We start from the raw sequence: 20,300 nt of genomic DNA, 5'->3' as shown, positions 1-20,300 counted from the left end.
TTTTACTTACTTGCCACGGGCCGTGATCACGGCGTCGGCTACGTTCTTAGGAGCTTCAGCGTAGTGCTTGAACTCCATCGTGTACGTAGCGCGGCCTTGGGTGGCCGAACGCAGCGAAGTCGAGTAGCCGAACATCTCTGCCAGCGGAACTTCCGCGCGCAGGATCTTGCCACCGCCGACGATGTCGTCCATGCCCTGGATAATGCCGCGACGCGACGACAGATCGCCCATCACGTTACCCATGAAGTCTTCCGGCGTTTCCACTTCCACGGCCATCATCGGCTCGAGCAGCACCGGGTTGGCGCGGCGCATGCCTTCCTTGAAGCCCATGGAACCGGCCATCTTGAACGCGTTTTCGTTCGAGTCCACATCGTGGTACGAACCGAAGAACAGCGTGACCTTGACGTCGACCACCGGGAAGCCTGCCAGAACGCCGGCGTTCAGGGTTTCCTGAATGCCCTTGTCCACTGCGGGGATGTACTCGCGCGGCACCACACCGCCCTTGATGGCGTCGACGAACTCGTAGCCCTTGCCCGGTTCCTGCGGCTCGAGCTTGAGCACCACGTGACCGTACTGGCCACGGCCGCCCGACTGCTTGACGAACTTGCCTTCCACTTCGTCGCAGTTCTTGCGGATGGTTTCGCGGTAGGCAACCTGGGGCTTGCCCACGGTGGCTTCCACGCCGAATTCACGCTTCATGCGGTCGACCAGAATTTCCAGGTGGAGCTCGCCCATGCCCGAAATGATGGTCTGGCCGGATTCTTCGTCGGTCTTGACGCGGAACGACGGATCTTCCTGTGCCAGGCGGTTCAGGGCGATGCCCATCTTTTCCTGGTCAGCCTTGGTCTTCGGCTCGACAGCCTGCGAAATCACCGGCTCCGGGAACACCATGCGTTCCAGGATGATGATGTGGTCCGGATCGCACAGCGTGTCGCCGGTGGTGGCTTCTTTCAGGCCAACCGCCGCGGCGATGTCGCCTGCCAGCACTTCCTTGATTTCTTCGCGCTGGTTGGCGTGCATCTGCAGAATACGGCCCAGGCGTTCCTTCTTGCTCTTGACCGGGTTGTAGATGGTGTCGCCCGAATTGACCTTGCCCGAGTAGACGCGGAAGAAGATCAGCTGACCAACGAACGGGTCGGTCATGATCTTGAACGCCAGCGCGGAGAACTTTTCGTCGTCCGCGGCACGGCGCACGACTTCCTTCTCGTCGTCGTCCACGCCCTTGACCGGCGGAATGTCGACCGGCGACGGCAGGAAGTCGATCACGGCGTCCAGCATACGCTGCACGCCCTTGTTCTTGAACGCGGTGCCGCACAGCATCGGCTGGATTTCGCAGGCGATGGTACGGTCGCGCAGACCCTTGATGATCTCGGCTTCGGACAGTTCGCCCTCTTCCAGATACTTGTTCATCAGGTCTTCGTTGGACTCGGCAGCTGCCTCGACCATCTTCTCGCGCCATTCGTTGCACGAGTCGGCCAGTTCAGCCGGGATGTCCACGTAGTCGAACTTGGTGCCCTGGCTGGCCTCGTCCCAGATGATCGCTTTCATCTTGATGAGGTCGACCACACCCTTGAAGGTGTCTTCGGCGCCGATCGGTACCACGACGGGAACCGGGCTGGCCTTCAGGCGGGTCTTCAGCTGGTCGTAGACCTTGAAGAAATTCGCGCCGGTACGGTCCATCTTGTTGACGAAGGCCAGGCGCGGCACGCCGTACTTGTTGGCCTGGCGCCACACGGTTTCCGACTGGGGCTGCACGCCACCCACTGCACAGTAGACCATGCAAGCGCCGTCCAGCACGCGCATGGAGCGCTCCACCTCGATGGTGAAGTCCACGTGGCCCGGGGTGTCGATGATGTTGATGCGGTGTTCCGGGTAATTGCCGGCCATGCCCTTCCAGAAGGCGGTGGTAGCAGCGGAGGTGATCGTGATGCCACGCTCCTGCTCCTGCTCCATCCAGTCCATCGTGGCGGCGCCATCATGCACTTCACCGATCTTGTGGTTCACACCGGTGTAGAACAGGATCCGCTCGGTCGTGGTGGTTTTACCCGCGTCAATGTGAGCCGAGATACCGATATTGCGGTAGCGCTCAATGGGAGTCTTACGAGCCACTTTAATCCTCTATTCGTCCGTGAGACGCCGGCATCTCATTGCCAACGCCCGTAACACAAACGGGCGAGCGTGTCATTACATACACAGCCCGCCCGGCAACCAACCGCGTAACTCGCGCGCTTTAGAAGCGGAAGTGCGAGAACGCCTTGTTGGCTTCGGCCATGCGGTGCACTTCGTCGCGCTTCTTCATTGCGCCGCCGCGGCCTTCCGATGCTTCCAGCAGCTCACCTGCCAGGCGCAGCGCCATCGACTTCTCGCTGCGTTTTTTCGCGGCCTCGCGCAGCCAACGCATCGCCAATGCCAAACGACGCGACGGACGGACTTCGACCGGAACCTGATAGTTGGCGCCGCCCACGCGACGGCTCTTCACTTCGACCACCGGCTTCACGTTGTTGATCGCAACGGAAAACACTTCTACCGGGGCCTTGCCTGCCTTCTTTTCGATCTGGTCGAACGCGCCATAAACGATACGTTCGGCAACCGACTTCTTGCCGTCCAGCATCAGCACGTTCATGAACTTGGCAACTTCAACGTTACCGAACTTCGGATCAGGCAGGATTTCCCGCTTGGGGACTTCACGACGACGTGGCATCTTCTTTCCTTTAGATTCAGTTGAGAGCGCGGCTAGTTCCCGCTCTCCGGCCACCAACAAGCTTGCCTTCCATTAAGGCAAATTCGCCGGGTGACCACTTACTCGACGGCACGGCGCATAAAACGCTCCGTTGTACCGCCGCCTGGTGACAGCACCATGACGCAACCGCCACAGGCCATCGTTTGTTACTGCGGGCTCTGCGCCCAGCTTGCCTGGCGTTAGCCTTAAGCAGCCTTCGGACGCTTCGCGCCGTACTTCGAACGTGCCTGGCGACGATCCTTCACGCCTTGCAAGTCCAGCGAGCCACGGACGATGTGGTAACGCACACCCGGCAAGTCCTTCACACGGCCGCCGCGGATCAGCACGACCGAGTGTTCTTGCAGGTTGTGGCCTTCACCGCCGATGTACGAGATGACCTCGAAACCGTTGGTCAGGCGCACCTTGGCGACCTTACGCAGTGCCGAGTTCGGCTTCTTCGGCGTCGTGGTGTACACGCGGGTGCACACGCCGCGACGCTGCGGGCAGTTCTCAAGTGCAGGGCTCTTGCTCTTTACGACTTCAGAGACACGCGGCTTGCGAACCAGTTGGTTGATAGTTGGCATTGTTCAATCCAGCTTGGTTTTACGGAAAAACACCCCATGGGCCACAAGCGATGGGCCGAGAGGCAACGACGGGTTTTGGGCGGGAGAAGTGAGCGAGCGCTCTAGAGACGGACCTGTGGAGGAACAGACTGGCCAAAGAGCGCGAGCTCGCTTGGGATCCCGCTGCGACCACACCACCCGGGCATCACATGATCCCCTGGCGGGCTTGCCGATTGCCGGCCGGTTCATGAAGGTTCGTGAACCAGGCACCACAAATCAGACAGGCGAGCGAAATCCAAAGCCAAAAACTCGAATCTGGCACTCTAGCAGGGAGAACGTAAACGGTCAAGTACCGATGAACTCCCGATAGAGGGGCCCGGGCAGGCCACGCGGCGGCGGTTCGCGGGAGATCCGAAACCGGGGCTAAACGGAAGCCAGCGCTTCAAGGATGGCATCGCCGTAGCGCTCCAGCTTGGCAGCGCCGATGCCGGGCACCTCGGCCATCGCCGTCAGCGAGTCCGGTGCGCTGCGCGCCAGTTCGGCGAGGGTGGCGTCGTGGAAGATCACGTAGGCCGGCACGCCATGCTCGCGCGCGGTTTCGGTGCGCCACTTGCGCAGCGCCTCCCAGTTGGCCAGCGCGTCCTCGTCCATGCCGGCGGTATGGTCGGTGCGGGTGCCCGTGCCGCGCGCGGTGCGCTCACCGCTCTTGGCCGGCTTGCTGGCCTGCCGGCGCAGCGTGATCTGCGTCTCGCCCTTGAGCACCGCACGCGCCGACTCGCCCAGCAGCAACGCGCCGTGCCCGCCGTGGTCGATCACCAGCAGGCCATGGGCGATCAACTGGCGGAAGATCGCGTGCCACTCCGATACGGAACGGTCAGCGCCGATGCCGAAGGTGGATACCTTGTCATGGCCCCACTGCCGGATCTTTTCCGAAGCGTTGCCGCGCAGCACGTCGACCATATGGGTCGCGCCAAAATGGACGCGGCTGGCCTGCGCGGTGCGGTAGACGCAGGACAGCGCCATCTGTGCCTCGCGGGTGCCGTCCCATGTCGCTGGCGGCTCCAGGCAGGTGTCGCAGTTGCCGCAAGGCTCGCTGGCTTCGTCGAAGTACGCCAGGATGCGCACGCGCCGGCAGCCCGCGGTCTCGCAGAGCCCCAGCAACGCGTCGAGCTTGGCGGAGGACACGCGCTTGTGGGCGTCGTCGGCCTCGGACTCGTCGATCATGCGCTTTTGCTGGACCACATCGCCCAGGCCGTAGGCCATCCAGGCGTTGGCCGGCAGCCCGTCGCGGCCGGCGCGGCCCGTCTCCTGGTAGTAGCCCTCCATGCTCTTGGGCAGGTCCAGGTGGGCAACGAAGCGCACGTCTGGCTTGTCGATGCCCATGCCGAAGGCGATGGTGGCGACCATGATCACGCCCTCCTCCTCGCGGAAGCGGGCCTGGTGGTGCTGGCGCACGCCCGCGTCCATGCCGGCGTGGTACGCCAGCGCGTTGAGGCCCTGGCTGCTGAGGTAGCTGGCGGTGTCCTCCACCTTCTTGCGCGACAGGCAATAGACGATGCCGCTGTCATGGGTGCCGTCCGCGGCCAGGTGCTCCGCCTTGATGAAGGTCAGCAACTGCTGGCGCGCATTGTCCTTCTCGACGATGCGATAGCGGATATTGGGGCGGTCGAAGCTGGAGATGAAGACGCGCGCGTCCTGCAGCGCCAGGCGCTCGACGATCTCCTCGCGCGTGACCGAATCCGCGGTGGCCGTCAGCGCGATGCGCGGCACCTGCGGAAAGCGCTCGTGCAGCACCGAGAGCTGGATGTACTCGGGGCGGAAATCATGCCCCCACTGCGACACGCAGTGCGCCTCGTCGATGGCGAACACGCCGATACGGGTACGCTCCAGCAGGTCCTGGAAGCGCGGCGTCATCAGCCGCTCAGGCGCCACATAGAGGATCTCGAGCCGGCCGGCGAGCAGGTCGCGCTCCACCGCGGAGGCCTCGGCCCCGCTGAGCGTCGAATTCAGCACGGCCGCGCGCACGCCGGCCTCGGACAGCGCCGCCACCTGGTCCTGCATCAGCGCGATCAGCGGCGACACCACGATGCCGGTGCCGTGGCCGGCCCGCTGCCGCAGCAGCGCCGGAATCTGGTAGCACAGCGACTTGCCGCCGCCGGTCGGCATCAATACCAGGCAATCGCCACCCTCGGCCACATGGTCGATGATCTCCGCCTGGCGGCCACGGAAGGCATGGTAGCCGAATACATCCTTGAGAATGGCCAGGGCGCGCGACATAGCAACAGCTTGAAAAGAGGGTGAAACCGCGAAAGGCGTAACCATACCACCAAGCCCGCGGCGTACCGTATCCGGCTGTGACGAATGGTTTCCACATACGTACAGGTTGGCCGCCGACAGCAAAAGCCCGGACCGGGGCCGGGTATCCGCTTGCCGCGCACGGTTCAGGCCGGGCCACCTTCCGGCCGCTCGGGCCTGGGGATCTCCGAAGATATGCACAGGAAGGATGTCATCATCCAATTCAGGCAGAACAATATGCATCCGTTTAGCGCACATGGCCAAGGCTAGCCTGCCTTTAGCCTCATGGCCGGGGTGTCACTCAAAAATATGCACGGGATAGATACTTCAACGCATCCATGGCATTGCGATATTTATCCATCAAAAGTAGCAGATCAAACTGGGACGCCCTGCGGTACGGTGGCCTGGATATCGCCATGAATATGCAGTAGACAAATATCAATGCGCAATTCTGGAAGAACGATATCTCTCCCATACACGGCGATGCCGCCGTTGATCTCGATCTCATGCAGCACCTCCGGGCCGCCGGACAGCAAGTACCTGCCCGGATATGGCTGCCGCCGCCCTCGACGTGAATCGCCGGAGCGCACTGCATGCATTGCGCTCCGGCGCGTGCACAGCGGATAGAACAGGCAAAAAAATACCCGGCCGCAAGGGCCGGGTATCTTCATGCAGCTTGCTGCAGGTTCAGGCTGACAGTCTTAGACTGCGTCGCCCTCGCCTTCGGTCGTCGCCGGCACCACCGGCGGCTCGATGAAGAGCGACTGCTCTTCTTCGGAGATCGCCTGGGCGCGTTCGCGCTCGGCCGCCTCGCGTGCCTTGCGGGCACGGTGGTAGGCCAGACCGGTACCAGCGGGGATCAGTCGGCCAACGATCACGTTTTCCTTCAGACCACGCAGGTCGTCGGTCTTGCCCATGATCGCGGCTTCGGTCAGCACGCGGGTGGTTTCCTGGAACGATGCCGCCGAGATGAAGCTGTCGGTGGACAGCGACGCCTTGGTGATACCGAGCAACAGGTTTTCATACGTGGCCGGACGCTTGCCTTCGGCGATCACGCGATCGTTCTCGTCGAGCAGTTCCGAACGCTCCACCTGTTCACCCGGGATGAACTTGGTGTCGCCCACATCCGAGATCTGCACGCGGCGCAGCATCTGGCGCACGATCACTTCGATGTGCTTGTCGTTGATCTTCACGCCCTGCAGACGGTACACGTCCTGCACTTCGTCGACGATGTAGTGCGCCAGTTCCTCGATGCCCTTCAGGCGCAGGATGTCGTGCGGGTCCGCCGGACCTTCCACGATCATCTCACCCTTGTTCACCACCTGGCCATCGTGCACCAGGACCTGCTTTTCCTTGGCGATCAGGAACTCGTGGGCGTTGCCGTCCAGGTCCGTAATCACCAGGCGTTGCTTGCCCTTGGTGTCCTTGCCGAACGACGTGGTACCGGTGACTTCCGCCAGCACGGCGGCGTCCTTCGGCGAACGCGCTTCGAACAGTTCGGCCACACGCGGCAGACCCCCGGTAATGTCGCGGGTCTTTTGCGATTCGGTCGGGATACGTGCGAGCACTTCACCCACATGCACCTGCTGGCCGTCCTTCACGGTAATCAGCGCGCCGACCTGGAAGCCGATGGTCACGGAGTGGTCCGTGCCCGGGATCTTCACTTCCTGGCCGTTGGCGTCGAGCAGCTTCACCTGCGGGCGCAGGCCCTTGGTGGCAGCCGTACGGCGCTTCGCATCGATCACCACGAGGGTCGACAGGCCGGTGACCTCGTCCATCTGCTTGGCGACGGTCACGCCTTCTTCGACGTTCTCGAACTTGGTCGTGCCGGTGTACTCCGACACGATCGGGCGCGTCAGTGCGTCCCACGTGGCCAGCTGCGTACCAGCCTTGATGGCCTGGCCGTCCTGCACCAGCAGCATCGCGCCGTACGGGATCTTGTGGCGTTCGCGCTCACGGCCATGGTCGTCGGTGATCAGGGTTTCGCCCGAACGCGAAATGACGATCAGCTCGCCCTTCGCATTGGTGACGTAACGCATGGTCGCCGTGAAACGCACGGTACCGGTTGCCTTCGCTTCCACGCTCGATGCCACTGCCGCACGCGATGCCGCGCCACCGATGTGGAACGTACGCATGGTCAGCTGCGTGCCCGGCTCGCCGATCGACTGGGCGGCGATCACGCCAACCGCTTCGCCGGAGTTCACCAGCACGCCGCGGCCCAGGTCGCGGCCATAGCACATGCCGCACAGGCCGTAGCGCGTGTCGCACGACAGCGGCGTGCGTACCTTCACTTCGTCCACGCCGATGGCGTCGATCATGTCGACCAGGTCTTCGTCCAGCAGGGTGCCGGCCTCGATCGCGGTCTCCTGGGTTTCAGGATTCACCACGTCGGTCACCGTCACACGGCCGAGAATACGGTCGCGCAGGGCTTCGATCACTTCACCGCCTTCGACCAGGGCCTTCATGGCCACGCCGTTGGTCGTGCCGCAATCGTCTTCCACCACCACCAGATCCTGCGTCACGTCGACCAGACGACGGGTCAGGTAACCCGAGTTCGCGGTCTTCAGTGCCGTATCCGCCAGGCCCTTACGCGCGCCGTGGGTGGAGATGAAGTACTGCAGAACGTTCAGGCCTTCACGGAAGTTCGCCGTAATCGGCGTTTCAATGATCGAGCCATCCGGCTTGGCCATCAGGCCACGCATGCCGGCCAGCTGACGGATCTGCGCAGCGGAACCGCGCGCGCCCGAGTCGGCCATCATGTAGATCGAGTTGAACGAGTCCTGCTTCACGGTGTTGCCGTGACGGTCGACCACGTCTTCGTGCTGGAGCTGCTCCATCATCGCCTTGCCCACCTGGTCGCCGGCGGCGCCCCAGATGTCCACGACGTTGTTGTAGCGTTCCTGGTCGGTCACCAGACCCGACATGTACTGCTTGTCGTATTCCTTGACCTTGGCTGCCGCGTCGGAAATGATCTTTTCCTTCTGCGGCGGCACCAGCATGTCGTCGATGGCGATCGAGATACCGGCGCGCGTTGCCAGGCGGAAACCCGACTGCAGCAGCTTGTCGGCGAAGATCACGGTTTCGCGCAGACCGCACTTGCGGAACGCGGTGTTGATCAGGCGCGAGATTTCCTTCTTCTTCAGCGGCTTGTTCAGCACCGAGAAAGGCAGGCCCTTGGGCAGGATCTCGGACATGATCGCGCGGCCGACCGTGGTGGCCTGCAGCGTGATCTTGGGCGCGAAGCGGGCATCGCCCACGGCGTCCTTGTCGACCAGTTCATACTCGGTGATACGCACGTTTACGCGGGAAGCCAGTTCGACTTCCTTGTTCTCGTAGGCGCGGATCACTTCGCTGATGTCGGCGAACGTCAGGCCTTCACCCTTGCCGTTGATCTTGTCGCGGGTCGTGTAGTACAGACCCAGCACCACGTCTTGCGACGGTACGATCGACGGGTCGCCGTTGGCCGGGAACAGCACGTTGTTGGAGGCCAGCATCAGGGTGCGGGCTTCCATCTGCGCTTCCAGCGACAGCGGGACGTGCACAGCCATCTGGTCACCGTCGAAGTCGGCGTTGAACGCCGCGCAGACGAGCGGGTGCAGCTGGATGGCCTTGCCTTCGATCAGCACCGGCTCGAACGCCTGGATACCCAGGCGGTGCAGCGTCGGCGCGCGGTTCAGCATGACCGGATGCTCGCGGATCACCTCTTCGAGGATGTCCCACACCACCGCGGTCTGGCTTTCCACTTCCTTCTTCGCCGCCTTGATGGTGGTGGCGATACCCATCGTTTCCAGCTTGTGGAAGATGAAGGGCTTGAACAGCTCGAGCGCCATCAGCTTGGGCAGGCCGCACTGGTGCAGCTTCAGGGTCGGGCCCACCACGATGACCGAACGGCCCGAGTAGTCGACGCGCTTGCCCAGCAGGTTCTGACGGAAACGGCCGCCCTTGCCCTTGATCATTTCGGCCAGCGACTTCAGCGGACGCTTGTTGGCGCCGGTCATCGCCTTGCCGCGACGGCCGTTGTCCAGCAGCGAGTCAACCGCTTCCTGCAGCATGCGCTTTTCGTTGCGCACGATGATCTCGGGCGCCTTCAGCTCGAGCAGGCGCTTCAGGCGGTTGTTACGGTTGATGACGCGGCGATACAGGTCGTTCAGGTCCGAGGTGGCGAAACGGCCGCCATCCAGCGGAACCAGCGGACGCAGTTCGGGCGGCAGCACCGGCAGCACTTCCAGGATCATCCATTCCGGCTTGATGCCCGAACGCTGGAACGCTTCCAGCACCTTCAGGCGCTTGGCGAACTTCTTGATCTTGGCTTCGGAACCGGTGGCTTGCAGCTCGGCGCGGATCGTTTCGATCTGCTTCTCGATGTCGATGCCGCGCAGCAGCTCACGGATGCCCTCGGCACCCATCATGGCCACGAACTCGCCTTCGCCGTACTCTTCGCACTTGGCGATGTAGTCGTCCTCGGACATGATCTGGCTGCGCTTGAGCGGCGTCATGCCGGGTTCGAGCACCACGAACGCTTCGAAGTACAGGACGCGTTCGATATCGCGCAGCGTCATGTCGAGCACCATGCCCAGACGCGACGGCAGCGACTTCAGGAACCAGATGTGCGCGGTCGGCGCGGCCAGTTCGATGTGGCCCATGCGCTCGCGGCGCACCTTGGCCAGCGTCACTTCAACGCCGCACTTCTCGCAGATCACGCCGCGGTGCTTCAGGCGCTTGTACTTGCCGCACAGGCACTCGTAGTCCTTGATCGGGCCAAAGATCTTGGCGCAGAACAGGCCATCGCGCTCGGGCTTGAAGGTCCGGTAGTTGATGGTTTCCGGCTTCTTCACTTCACCGTACGACCACGAACGGATCTTCTCCGGCGATGCCAGGCCGATCTTGATCGCGTCGAACTGCTCTTCCTGCTGAACCTGCTTAAAGAGATCGAGCAATGCTTTCATTGCAACTCCTTGTTTCGCCGCCAGCCCGACAGCATGTCGGGCCCGCGGCATTCATTCTGTGGGAAAACCGTAGCGGGCAATCGGCGGGAGACTGGCCGTTGCCGGCCTCCCGCGCTCTCTATCTCGATCAGTAGCGATCGAGGTCGATGTCGATACCCAGCGAACGGATTTCCTTCACCAGCACGTTGAACGATTCCGGCATGCCGGCGTCGATCGAGTGCTCGCCCTTGACGATGTTCTCGTAGACCTTGGTCCGGCCGTTCACGTCATCGGACTTGACCGTCAGCATTTCCTGCAGCACGTAGGAGGCGCCATAAGCTTCCAGCGCCCACACTTCCATTTCACCGAAACGCTGGCCACCGAACTGCGCCTTACCACCCAGCGGCTGCTGGGTCACCAGCGAGTACGGGCCGGTCGAACGCGCGTGCATCTTGTCGTCGACCAAGTGGTGCAGCTTCAGCATGTGCATCACGCCCAGCGTCACCGGACGCTCGAACGCTTCGCCGGTGCGGCCGTCGTGCAGCGTGACCTGTTGCTTGGAAGCGGTCAGGCCCATTTCCTTGGCGATCGCGTCCGGGTAGGCCAGGTCCAGCATGCGACGGATTTCGTCTTCATGCGCACCGTCGAACACCGGCGTGGCGAACGGCACACCCTTCTTCAGGTTGGTGGCCAGTTCCAGCACTTCGGCGTCGGACAGGCTGTCGAGGTCTTCCGGCTTGCCGCTCTCGTTGTAGATCTGGGCGAGCAACGGACGCAGTTCCTGCGCCTTGGCCTGCGCCTTGAGCATGGAGCCGATACGCTGGCCCAGGCCGCGCGCGGCCCAGCCCAGGTGGGTTTCCAGAATCTGGCCCACGTTCATCCGCGACGGCACGCCCAGCGGGTTCAGCACGATGTCGGCAGGGGTACCGTCGGCCATGTAGGGCATGTCTTCGATCGGGACGATCTTGGACACCACACCCTTGTTGCCGTGACGGCCTGCCATCTTGTCGCCAGGCTGCAGGCGGCGCTTGACGGCCAGGTACACCTTGACCATCTTGATCACGCCCGGCGGCAGTTCGTCGCCTTGCGTGAGCTTCTTGCGCTTTTCCTCGAAGGCCAGGTCGAACTCGTGACGCTTCTGCTCGATGGCTTCCTTGACGGCTTCCAGCTGGGCAGCGACTTCCTCGTCGGCCGGACGGATGTCGAACCAGTGGTACTTGTCCAGGTCGGCCAGGTACTCGCGGGTCAGCTTGGCGCCCTTGGCCAGCTTCTTCGGACCGCCGTTGACGGTCTTGTCGAGCAGCAGGCGTTCCAGACGCTGGAAGGCGTCGCCTTCGACGATGCGCAGCTGGTCGTTCAGGTCCAGGCGGTAGCGCTTCAGTTCGTCGTCGATGATCGACTGGGCGCGCTTGTCGCGGGTCACGCCTTCGCGGGTGAAGACCTGGACGTCGATCACGATGCCGCTCATGCCCGAGGGCACGCGCAGCGAGGTGTCCTTCACGTCCGAAGCCTTCTCGCCGAAGATCGCGCGCAGCAGCTTTTCTTCCGGGGTCAGCTGGGTCTCGCCCTTGGGCGTGACCTTGCCGACCAGCACGTCGCCGGCTTCCACTTCGGCACCGATGTAGGTGATGCCGGACTCGTCCAGACGCGCCAGCTGCGCTTCGGCGAGGTTGGAGATGTCGCGGGTGATTTCTTCCGGTCCCAGCTTGGTGTCGCGGGCGACGACCGACAGTTCCTCGATGTGGATCGAGGTGTAGCGGTCTTCGGCAACCACGCGTTCGGAGATCAGGATCGAATCTTCGAAGTTGTAGCCGTTCCACGGCATGAACGCCACCAGCATGTTCTGGCCGAGCGCGAGCTCGCCCAGGTCGGTCGAGGCGCCGTCGGCGATCACGTCGCCGCGGGCGACGAAGTCGCCGACCTTGACCATCGGACGCTGGTTGATGTTGGTGTTCTGGTTCGAGCGCGTGTACTTGATCAGGTTGTAGATGTCCACGCCGACTTCGCCTGCAACGGCTTCATCGTCGTTCACGCGGATCACGATACGCATCGCATCGACGTAGTCCACCACGCCGCCACGGGTGGCCTGCACGGCGGTGCCCGAGTCGACCGCGACGGTACGCTCGATGCCGGTACCCACCAGCGGCTTGTCCGGACGCAGGCAAGGCACGGCCTGGCGCTGCATGTTGGCGCCCATCAGTGCACGGTTCGCGTCATCGTGCTCGAGGAACGGCACCAGCGATGCCGCCGCGGACACGATCTGCGAAGGCGCCACGTCGATGTACTGGACGCGGTCCGGCGTGACCATACGGGTTTCACGCTCGCTGCCTTCACGCGACGACACCAGTTCGTCGATCAGGGTACCGTCGGCGTCGACGGTGGCGTTGGCCTGCGCGACCACGTACTTGCCTTCCTCGATGGCGGACAGGTAGTCGACCTGGTCGGTCAGCTTGCTGTCGACCACCTTGCGGTACGGCGTTTCCAGGAAGCCGTACTCGTTCAGGCGGGCATACAGTGCCAGCGAGTTGATCAGGCCAATGTTCGGGCCTTCCGGCGTTTCGATCGGGCACACGCGGCCATAGTGGGTCGGGTGCACGTCGCGGACTTCAAAACCTGCGCGCTCGCGGGTAAGACCGCCCGGGCCCAGTGCGGAGACACGGCGCTTGTGCGTGATCTCGGACAGCGGGTTGGTCTGGTCCATGAACTGCGACAGCTGCGACGAACCGAAGAACTCGCGGATGGCCGAGGAAATCGGCTTCGAGTTGATCAGGTCGTGCGGCATCAGGTTTTCGGTCTCGGCCTGGCCCAGACGTTCCTTGACGGCGCGCTCCACGCGCGACAGGCCGGCGCGGAACTGGTTTTCAGCCAGTTCGCCGACGCAACGCACGCGACGATTGCCCAGGTGATCGATGTCATCGACCTCGCCCTTGCCGTTGCGCAGGTTGACCAGGATCTTGATGGTCTCGAGGATGTCCTCGTCCTGCAGCACCATGCTGCCTTCGCCGCTCGGGCGGCCCAGGCGGCTGTTGACCTTCATGCGGCCAACGCGCGACAGGTCGTACGACTCTTCGCTGTAGAACAGGCGCTGGAACAGGGCTTCCACCGCGTCTTCGGTCGGCGGCTCGCCGGGACGCATCATGCGGTAGATGGCGATACGCGCAGCGGTCTGGTCGGCGGTATCGTCCACGCGCAGGGTCTGCGACATGTACGGACCTTGGTCCAGATCGTTGGTGTACAGGGTCTGGATCTGCTTGACGCCGGCTTCGCGCAGGTTTTCCAGCACGGTTTCGGTCAGCTCGTCGTTGGCGTTGGCAATCACTTCGCCGGTATCCGGGTCGATGATGTTCTTCGCCAGCACGCGGCCGAGCAGATAGTCTTCCGGCACGCTGATCAGCTTGGTGCCGGCGGAATCCAGGTCACGGATGTGCTTGGCGTTGATCCGCTTGTCCTTCTCCACCACGACGCGGCCGTTCTTGTCGGCGATGTCGAAGCGCGCGACTTCGCCGCGCAGGCGCTCGGGCACGAACTCCATCTGCGCGCCTTCCGACTGCAGGGTGAAGTTGTCGAACACGAAGAAGTGCGCGAGGATTTGCTCGGGCGTCAGGCCGATCGACTTCAGCAGGATCGTCACCGGCATCTTGCGGCGGCGGTCGACGCGGAAGTACAGGATGTCCTTCGGGTCGAACTCGAAGTCGAGCCACGAACCGCGGTAGGGAATGATACGCGCCGAGAACAGCAGCTTGCCCGAGCTGTGGGTCTTGCCCTTGTCGTGCTCGAAGAACACGCCAGGCGAGCGGTGCAGCTGCGAGACGATCACACGCTCGGTACCGTTGATCACGAACGAACCGGTCGACGTCATGAGCGGAATTTCGCCCATGTAGACTTCCTGTTCCTTCACTTCCTTGACCTTGCCCGGATTTTCCCGATCGTTGATGATCAGGCGCACCTTGGCACGCAGGGCCGAGTGGAAGGTCAGGCCACGCTGTTGACATTCCTTGACATCGAACGGCGGGTTGGAGAGATGGTAGGAGACGAACTCCATACGGGCGAGCCCGTTGTGCGACACAATCGGGAAGATTGCACTGAAAGCCGCTTGCAGGCCCTCTGTTTTGCGACGCGAGGGTGGCGTATCCTCTTGCAGAAACTGAGTGTAGGATTCAATCTGGGTGGCAAGCAGGAAAGGAACCTGGTGAACCGTCGCGCGCTTCGCAAAACTTTTGCGAATGCGCTTCTTTTCGGTGAAGCTGTACGCCATGGGATCTCCGAATCATCGCAGGGCTGGCTGGACCTGGCGCAGCACCTGAGGTGTTCAGCGACTGGGAGGGGATTTGGCGGTTGGCCGCTACCAACCTCTGGCTGACGGTGTCCGCACGCTGCGAGCCGGCAGAAACGACGCGATGCGCCATACCGGCTCGGGGAACACCCGACCAAACTTGTCTTCTGCAGTCGGTTCAGAAGACAAACATCAGCAGCCACCTAGTGTGCCACTGATGTTTGGCCTCTGCTGAAGCTTAGGCATCGGCCCAGTCTTCAAGCATTGTTTGCGCCACTTTTTTGCACTGATTTGCGCTGCGGGTGCCTGATAAAACACACATCGCAGAAGCGCAAAAAGGCTGGCGCCGGGAATCTCCCTTTGCCAGCCCCATTCGCGTGCCGAAGGGGCACGCGAGCACAGCTTACTTGACTTCGACCTTTGCGCCGGCGTCTTCCAGCTTCTTCTTGGCGTCGGCTGCAGCAGCCTTGTCCACGCCTTCCTTGACAGCCTTCGGTGCGCCGTCGACCAGATCCTTGGCTTCCTTCAGGCCCAGGCCGGTGATTTCGCGGACAGCCTTAATCACGCCAACCTTGTTCGCGCCGATTTCCGACAGGATAACGTTGAACTCGGTTTGCTCTTCAGCGACAGCAGCGCCGGCGCCCGGGGCAGCAGCCACGGCCATCGAAGCGGCGGACACGCCAAACTTTTCTTCGAACGCCTTGACCAGGTCGTTCAGTTCCATCACGGACATCGAGCCTACGGCTTCGAGGATGTCGTCTTTGCTGATTGCCATTTGGAATACTCCTGCTAAATGTGATTCGGTATCGGTAATGCGATCTTGATGAGCCAGGCTGCGTGGGCTTTCGCCTCAGGCAGCAGCGCCTTCGCTCTCGGCGGCGGCAGCAGCGCCTTCGCCTTCGGCAGGGGCGCCTTCGCTCTTCTTGGCGGCCAGTGCAGCCAGCAGACGGGCGAAGCCCGACACCGGTGCCTGCATCACGCCAAGCAGCTGAGCAATCAGTTCATCGCGGCTCGGGATCGAGGCCAGTGCCTTGACGGCAGCAGCATCGAGCACGTTGCCGTCGTACGACGCTGCGCGCAGAACCAACTTGTCGTTGGTCTTGGCAAAGTCGTTCAGAACCTTGGCCGACGACACTGCATCTTCGGAAATACCGTAGATCAGCGGACCGGTCATTTGCTCTGCGAGGCCGGCAAACGGCGTGCCTTCCACGGCGCGGCGGGCCAGCGTGTTCTTCAGAACGCGCAGGTACACGCCTTGCTCGCGGGCCTTGGCGCGCAGCTTGGTCAGATCGCCAACCGCAATGCCGCGATATTCGGCAACGACGATGGTCTGGGCTTTAGCGACTTGCGCCGAAACCTCAGCAACGACGGCCTTCTTATCTTCAATATTGAGTGGCACGGTTAAGCTCCAAAACGATGCTTGTTCCCCGGATCGTCCGGGGCACGCACATCAGTCCAAACGAACGGCGTCCGATTGGCCCGAATCACCCGGGTCATTGCCCGGATTCTTCAATCCCTCGGGTGCGCCATCTGCGCTGGTGGGCCGGGAGGCGCCGCAGCAGGGCCGAAAGCCACGCTGCGTACGTTCCGTCCGATTAAGGCGAGGCTGCCAGACTACGGCCGCACCGCCACCAGCGGTCTTTGATAACCAGCGGTGCCTGCCCCGCGCTTGCGCACCGGCGGGCACCACTGCCCAAAGCCTTGCTCCCTTCGTTCCGCGGCGCCCGTCTGGGCCCCGCCTGACTCGGGAGACGATCCCGGCCTGGGCCAGGATCTTCCATTCTTTACACGGGGCGACGTTATCGGGTTCGCCCTGCGTTTGCCGCCAGCCTCAGGCCGACAGCGAAGCCTGTTCCACGCGCACGCCAACGCCCATGGTGGACGACACGGCGATCTTGCGCAGGTACACGCCCTTGCTGGTAGCCGGCTTCGACTTCACCAGGGCTTCGATCAGCGCGCTCAGGTTGCGCTTCAGATCGGCGTCCTGGAACGAGCGGCGGCCAATGGTGGCGTGGATGATACCGGCCTTGTCGACGCGGTATTGCACCTGACCGGCCTTGGCGTTCTTCACTGCCTGGGCCACGTCGGGGGTAACCGTGCCAACCTTCGGGTTCGGCATCAGGCCGCGCGGGCCCAGGATCTGGCCCAGCGTACCAACGATACGCATGGTGTCCGGCGAAGCGATCACCACGTCGAAGTTCAGGTTACCGGCCTTGACTTGCTCGGCCAGGTCTTCCATGCCGACGATGTCTGCACCGGCTGCCTTGGCAGCTTCGGCCTTTTCGCCTTGGGCGAACACAGCCACGCGGACCGACTTGCCGGTACCGGCAGGCAGCACCACGGAGCCACGAACCACCTGGTCCGACTTCTTCGCGTCGATGCCGAGTTGCACGGCAACGTCGATCGACTCGTCGAACTTGGCCGATGCGCATTCCTTCACCAGGCCCAGGGCCTCGTCGATCGGGTAGAACTTGGTGCGCTCGATCTTCGCCTTGTTGGCGGCGGTGCGCTTGGAAACCTTAGCCATTTACAGACCCTCCACGGTGATGCCCATCGAACGAGCCGAACCGGCGATGGTACGCACGGCGGCGTCCAGATCGGCAGCGGTCAGGTCAGCGTTCTTCGCCTTGGCGATTTCTTCAGCCTGGGCGCGGGTGATCTTGCCGACCTTGTCGGTATGCGGCTTGGCCGAACCCTTGGTCAGGCCAGCGGCCTTCTTGATCAGCACGGTCGCCGGGGGCGACTTCATCACGAAGGTGAAGCTCTTGTCGGCGAAGGCGGTAATCACCACCGGCACCGGCAGGCCGGGTTCCATACCTTGGGTCTGCGCGTTGAACGCCTTGCAGAACTCCATGATGTTCAGACCGCGTTGACCCAGTGCGGGGCCCACGGGCGGGGAGGGATTTGCCTTACCAGCCGGAATTTGCAGCTTGATAAAGCCAATGATCTTCTTGGCCATATTTACTCCAATCCGGACCGCTTCCTGGAGGAATGCGATCCTGTTGAGTCGTAGCGCGCTATCGCTGCTGGGGCGGTTCATCCACCCCGGCCAGCCTCACGCTCCTCTTGTGGCCGGCCCCTTGCGGGACTGGCCGCGCATTTTTTACCGGCCTCGCGGCCAGCATAAAACGCGAAAACTTAAACTTTCTCGACCTGGCCGAACTCGAGTTCCACCGGGGTAGCACGCCCGAAGATCGTGACCGAGACGCGCAGGCGCGATTTCTCGTAGTTCACTTCCTCGACATTGCCGTTGAAGTCGGTGAAAGGACCGTCCTTGACGCGTACCATTTCGCCCACTTCGAACAGCGTCTTGGGACGCGGCTTCTCGACCCCTTCCTGCATCTGGGTCATGATCTTGTCGACTTCCTTCTGGGAAATCGGGCTCGGGCGATTGCGCGCGCCGCCCACGAAACCGGTGACCTTGCTGGTGTTCTTCACCAGGTGCCAGGTTTCGTCGGTCATTTCCATCTCGACCAGCACGTAACCCGGGAAGAAGCGGCGCTCGGTGACAGACTTCTGCCCACCCTTGATTTCAACCACTTCTTCGGACGGGACCAGGATGCGGCCAAACTTGTCCTGCATCTCGGCGCGTTCAATGCGCTCCTGCAACGCGCGCTGCACGCTCTTTTCCATGCCGGAATAAGCGTGCACCACGTACCAGCGCTTCTTCGACGAAGGCGATTCCGCTGCCGGGGCTTCCTGTTGTGCGTTGTCCGTCATGTTCTATCCTTCATTTCCAGCCCAGCACGAGCGAAAAGATGACCCACTCGATGAGCTTGTCCGCTGACCACAGGAACACGGCCATGATCACGACAAAAACGAACACCAGGCCCGTCATCTGCCCGGCTTCCTTGCGGGTCGGCCAGACGACCTTGCGGACTTCCCGATACGATTCCTTGGAGAAACCGATGAAGTCCTTGCCTGGCGCCGAGACCAGCGCGACCACCACGCCCAGCGCAATACCGCCAAACAGCGCGGCGCCGCGCACATAGGAGGGCTGCTGTGCCAGGGCATAGAAACCGATGACGCCGGCAACCACCAGTAGCACCGCGGCGCCCAGCAACCACTTACCGCTGGCGGCGTTGACGGTTTCGACGTTGGGATTGGCCATGTTTCGCAAACGAGACTAAGCCGCGTCACGACATTCTCTATCGCGACGCGGCTGATTGAATTGGCAGGGGCAGAGGGAATCGAACCCCCAACCTTCGGTTTTGGAGACCGACGCTCTGCCAGTTGAGCTATACCCCTAAAACAACTTTGGGGTCGGCGCTTGCGCCAACCCCTCTGGCAACGAATACGGCCGGTTGGTGCCGTATCCGCTGATCGACCTTATCAGTCGAGGATCTTTGCCACGACGCCGGCGCCGACGGTACGACCGCCTTCACGGATGGCGAAACGCAGGCCTTCTTCCATGGCGATCGGGGCGATCAGCTTGACGGTGATCGACACGTTGTCGCCGGGCATGACCATTTCCTTGTCCTTCGGCAGCTCGATCGAGCCGGTCACGTCGGTCGTACGGAAATAGAACTGCGGACGGTAGTTGTTGAAGAACGGGGTGTGACGGCCGCCTTCGTCCTTCGACAAGATGTAGACCTCGCCGGTGAAGTGCGTGTGCGGCTTGATCGAACCCGGCTTGCACAGCACTTGGCCGCGTTCGACGTCTTCGCGCTTCGTGCCGCGCAGCAGCAGACCCACGTTGTCGCCAGCCTGACCTTGGTCCAGCAGCTTGCGGAACATTTCCACGCCGGTGCAGATGGTCTTGACCGTCGGCTTGATACCAACGATTTCGATTTCTTCACCGACCTTGATGATGCCGCGCTCGATACGACCGGTCACAACCGTGCCACGGCCCGAGATCGAGAACACGTCTTCCACCGGCATCAGGAAGGTACCGTCGATGGCACGTTCCGGCGTCGGGATGTAGCTGTCCAGTGCGTCGGCCAGGGCTAGGATCGCCACTTCGCCCAGCTCGCCCTTGTCGCCTTCCAGTGCCAGCTTGGCCGAACCCTTGATGATCGGGGTGTCGTCGCCGGGGAATTCGTACTTCGACAGCAGCTCGCGCACTTCCATTTCGACCAGCTCGAGCAGCTCGGCGTCGTCGACCATGTCGCACTTGTTCAGGAACACGATGATGTAAGGCACGCCAACCTGGCGGGCCAGCAGGATGTGTTCGCGGGTCTGCGGCATCGGGCCGTCAGCGGCCGAGCACACCAGGATCGCGCCGTCCATCTGCGCTGCGCCCGTGATCATGTTCTTCACATAGTCAGCGTGGCCCGGGCAGTCAACGTGCGCGTAGTGGCGGTTAGCCGTTTCGTACTCGACGTGGGCGGTGTTGATGGTAATACCGCGTGCCTTTTCTTCCGGCGCTGCGTCGATTTCGTCGTACTTCTTGGCGGCACCGCCAAACTTCGCTGCCAGCACCGTGGCGATTGCGGCCGTCAGCGTGGTCTTGCCATGGTCAACGTGACCAATCGTGCCAACGTTCACGTGCGGCTTAGTCCGCTCGAACTTTTCCTTTGCCATTT

General features: G+C 62.4%; 14 protein-coding genes and 1 tRNA gene. All 15 read right to left on the bottom strand.

Going from position 1 to position 20,300, the window contains the following annotated elements:
• Window positions 1-6 precede the first annotated feature (6 nt).
• On the bottom strand, window positions 7-2,109 hold the full coding sequence (gene fusA / locus AC3FOF_RS15330) for an elongation factor G (protein WP_017224520.1): 2,103 nt from the start codon (window positions 2,107-2,109) through the stop codon (window positions 7-9).
• Between the two features lie 121 nt (window positions 2,110-2,230).
• Entirely contained in the window at window positions 2,231-2,701 is a 471-nt protein-coding gene (gene rpsG, locus AC3FOF_RS15325; RefSeq protein ID WP_017224519.1) for a 30S ribosomal protein S7, read from the bottom strand.
• A 224-nt stretch (window positions 2,702-2,925) separates the two neighbouring features.
• Window positions 2,926-3,303: a 30S ribosomal protein S12 gene (gene rpsL / locus AC3FOF_RS15320; protein ID WP_006162330.1), complete on the bottom strand. Its 378-nt coding sequence runs from the start codon at window positions 3,301-3,303 to the stop codon at window positions 2,926-2,928.
• Between the two features lie 402 nt (window positions 3,304-3,705).
• Entirely contained in the window at window positions 3,706-5,559 is a 1,854-nt protein-coding gene (gene recQ / locus AC3FOF_RS15315) for a DNA helicase RecQ (protein ID WP_017224518.1), read from the bottom strand.
• A gap of 392 nt (window positions 5,560-5,951) precedes the next feature.
• Entirely contained in the window at window positions 5,952-6,248 is a 297-nt protein-coding gene (locus tag AC3FOF_RS15310; protein WP_488727071.1) for a hypothetical protein, read from the bottom strand.
• 30 nt (window positions 6,249-6,278) lie between these two features.
• Window positions 6,279-10,523, bottom strand: coding sequence for a DNA-directed RNA polymerase subunit beta' (gene rpoC, locus AC3FOF_RS15305; protein WP_017224516.1), 4,245 nt, complete (start codon window positions 10,521-10,523; stop codon window positions 6,279-6,281).
• 127 nt (window positions 10,524-10,650) lie between these two features.
• The gene (rpoB, locus tag AC3FOF_RS15300; protein ID WP_017224515.1) at window positions 10,651-14,757 is read right to left on the bottom strand and encodes a DNA-directed RNA polymerase subunit beta; all 4,107 of its coding nucleotides are present in this window, start codon (window positions 14,755-14,757) and stop codon (window positions 10,651-10,653) included.
• A 421-nt stretch (window positions 14,758-15,178) separates the two neighbouring features.
• Complete coding sequence (gene rplL, locus AC3FOF_RS15295) at window positions 15,179-15,550, bottom strand: 50S ribosomal protein L7/L12 (protein WP_017224514.1); 372 nt, start codon at window positions 15,548-15,550, stop codon at window positions 15,179-15,181.
• Between the two features lie 75 nt (window positions 15,551-15,625).
• On the bottom strand, window positions 15,626-16,174 hold the full coding sequence (gene rplJ, locus AC3FOF_RS15290) for a 50S ribosomal protein L10 (protein WP_017224513.1): 549 nt from the start codon (window positions 16,172-16,174) through the stop codon (window positions 15,626-15,628).
• Window positions 16,175-16,606: 432 nt separating this feature from the next.
• On the bottom strand, window positions 16,607-17,302 hold the full coding sequence (gene rplA / locus AC3FOF_RS15285) for a 50S ribosomal protein L1 (RefSeq protein ID WP_017224512.1): 696 nt from the start codon (window positions 17,300-17,302) through the stop codon (window positions 16,607-16,609).
• Window positions 17,303-17,734, bottom strand: a complete 432-nt coding sequence (gene rplK / locus AC3FOF_RS15280) for a 50S ribosomal protein L11 (protein ID WP_006162338.1) — start codon at window positions 17,732-17,734, stop codon at window positions 17,303-17,305.
• A gap of 179 nt (window positions 17,735-17,913) precedes the next feature.
• The gene (gene nusG, locus AC3FOF_RS15275; RefSeq protein ID WP_017224511.1) at window positions 17,914-18,495 is read right to left on the bottom strand and encodes a transcription termination/antitermination protein NusG; all 582 of its coding nucleotides are present in this window, start codon (window positions 18,493-18,495) and stop codon (window positions 17,914-17,916) included.
• Between the two features lie 10 nt (window positions 18,496-18,505).
• Entirely contained in the window at window positions 18,506-18,886 is a 381-nt protein-coding gene (gene secE / locus AC3FOF_RS15270) for a preprotein translocase subunit SecE (RefSeq protein ID WP_006162342.1), read from the bottom strand.
• A 61-nt stretch (window positions 18,887-18,947) separates the two neighbouring features.
• Window positions 18,948-19,023: transfer RNA gene (locus AC3FOF_RS15265), tRNA-Trp, on the bottom strand.
• Window positions 19,024-19,107: 84 nt separating this feature from the next.
• Complete coding sequence (gene tuf, locus AC3FOF_RS15260; protein ID WP_017224823.1) at window positions 19,108-20,298, bottom strand: elongation factor Tu; 1,191 nt, start codon at window positions 20,296-20,298, stop codon at window positions 19,108-19,110.
• Window positions 20,299-20,300: the final 2 nt, after the last annotated feature.

It is taken from the genome of Cupriavidus sp. 96C5-1 (assembly GCF_057798855.1).
The sequence above is the reverse complement of the archived record's forward strand: the minus strand, read 5'-3'. Positions and strand labels throughout refer to the sequence as shown.

Excerpts from the sequence above, each read along its gene's own strand:
- rpoC (WP_017224516.1), bottom strand. The coding sequence starts at position 10,523 with ATGAAAGCATTGCTCGATCTCTTTAAGCAGGTTCAGCAGGAAGAGCAG.
- secE (WP_006162342.1), bottom strand. The coding sequence starts at position 18,886 with ATGGCCAATCCCAACGTCGAAACCGTCAACGCCGCCAGCGGTAAGTGG.
- rpsL (WP_006162330.1), bottom strand. The coding sequence starts at position 3,303 with ATGCCAACTATCAACCAACTGGTTCGCAAGCCGCGTGTCTCTGAAGTC.
- rpsG (WP_017224519.1), bottom strand. The coding sequence starts at position 2,701 with ATGCCACGTCGTCGTGAAGTCCCCAAGCGGGAAATCCTGCCTGATCCG.
- rpoB (WP_017224515.1), bottom strand. The coding sequence starts at position 14,757 with ATGGCGTACAGCTTCACCGAAAAGAAGCGCATTCGCAAAAGTTTTGCG.
- nusG (WP_017224511.1), bottom strand. The coding sequence starts at position 18,495 with ATGACGGACAACGCACAACAGGAAGCCCCGGCAGCGGAATCGCCTTCG.
- rplK (WP_006162338.1), bottom strand. The coding sequence starts at position 17,734 with ATGGCCAAGAAGATCATTGGCTTTATCAAGCTGCAAATTCCGGCTGGT.
- recQ (WP_017224518.1), bottom strand. The coding sequence starts at position 5,559 with ATGTCGCGCGCCCTGGCCATTCTCAAGGATGTATTCGGCTACCATGCC.
- rplA (WP_017224512.1), bottom strand. The coding sequence starts at position 17,302 with ATGGCTAAGGTTTCCAAGCGCACCGCCGCCAACAAGGCGAAGATCGAG.
- AC3FOF_RS15310 (WP_488727071.1), bottom strand. The coding sequence starts at position 6,248 with ATGAAGATACCCGGCCCTTGCGGCCGGGTATTTTTTTGCCTGTTCTAT.
- tuf (WP_017224823.1), bottom strand. The coding sequence starts at position 20,298 with ATGGCAAAGGAAAAGTTCGAGCGGACTAAGCCGCACGTGAACGTTGGC.
- rplL (WP_017224514.1), bottom strand. The coding sequence starts at position 15,550 with ATGGCAATCAGCAAAGACGACATCCTCGAAGCCGTAGGCTCGATGTCC.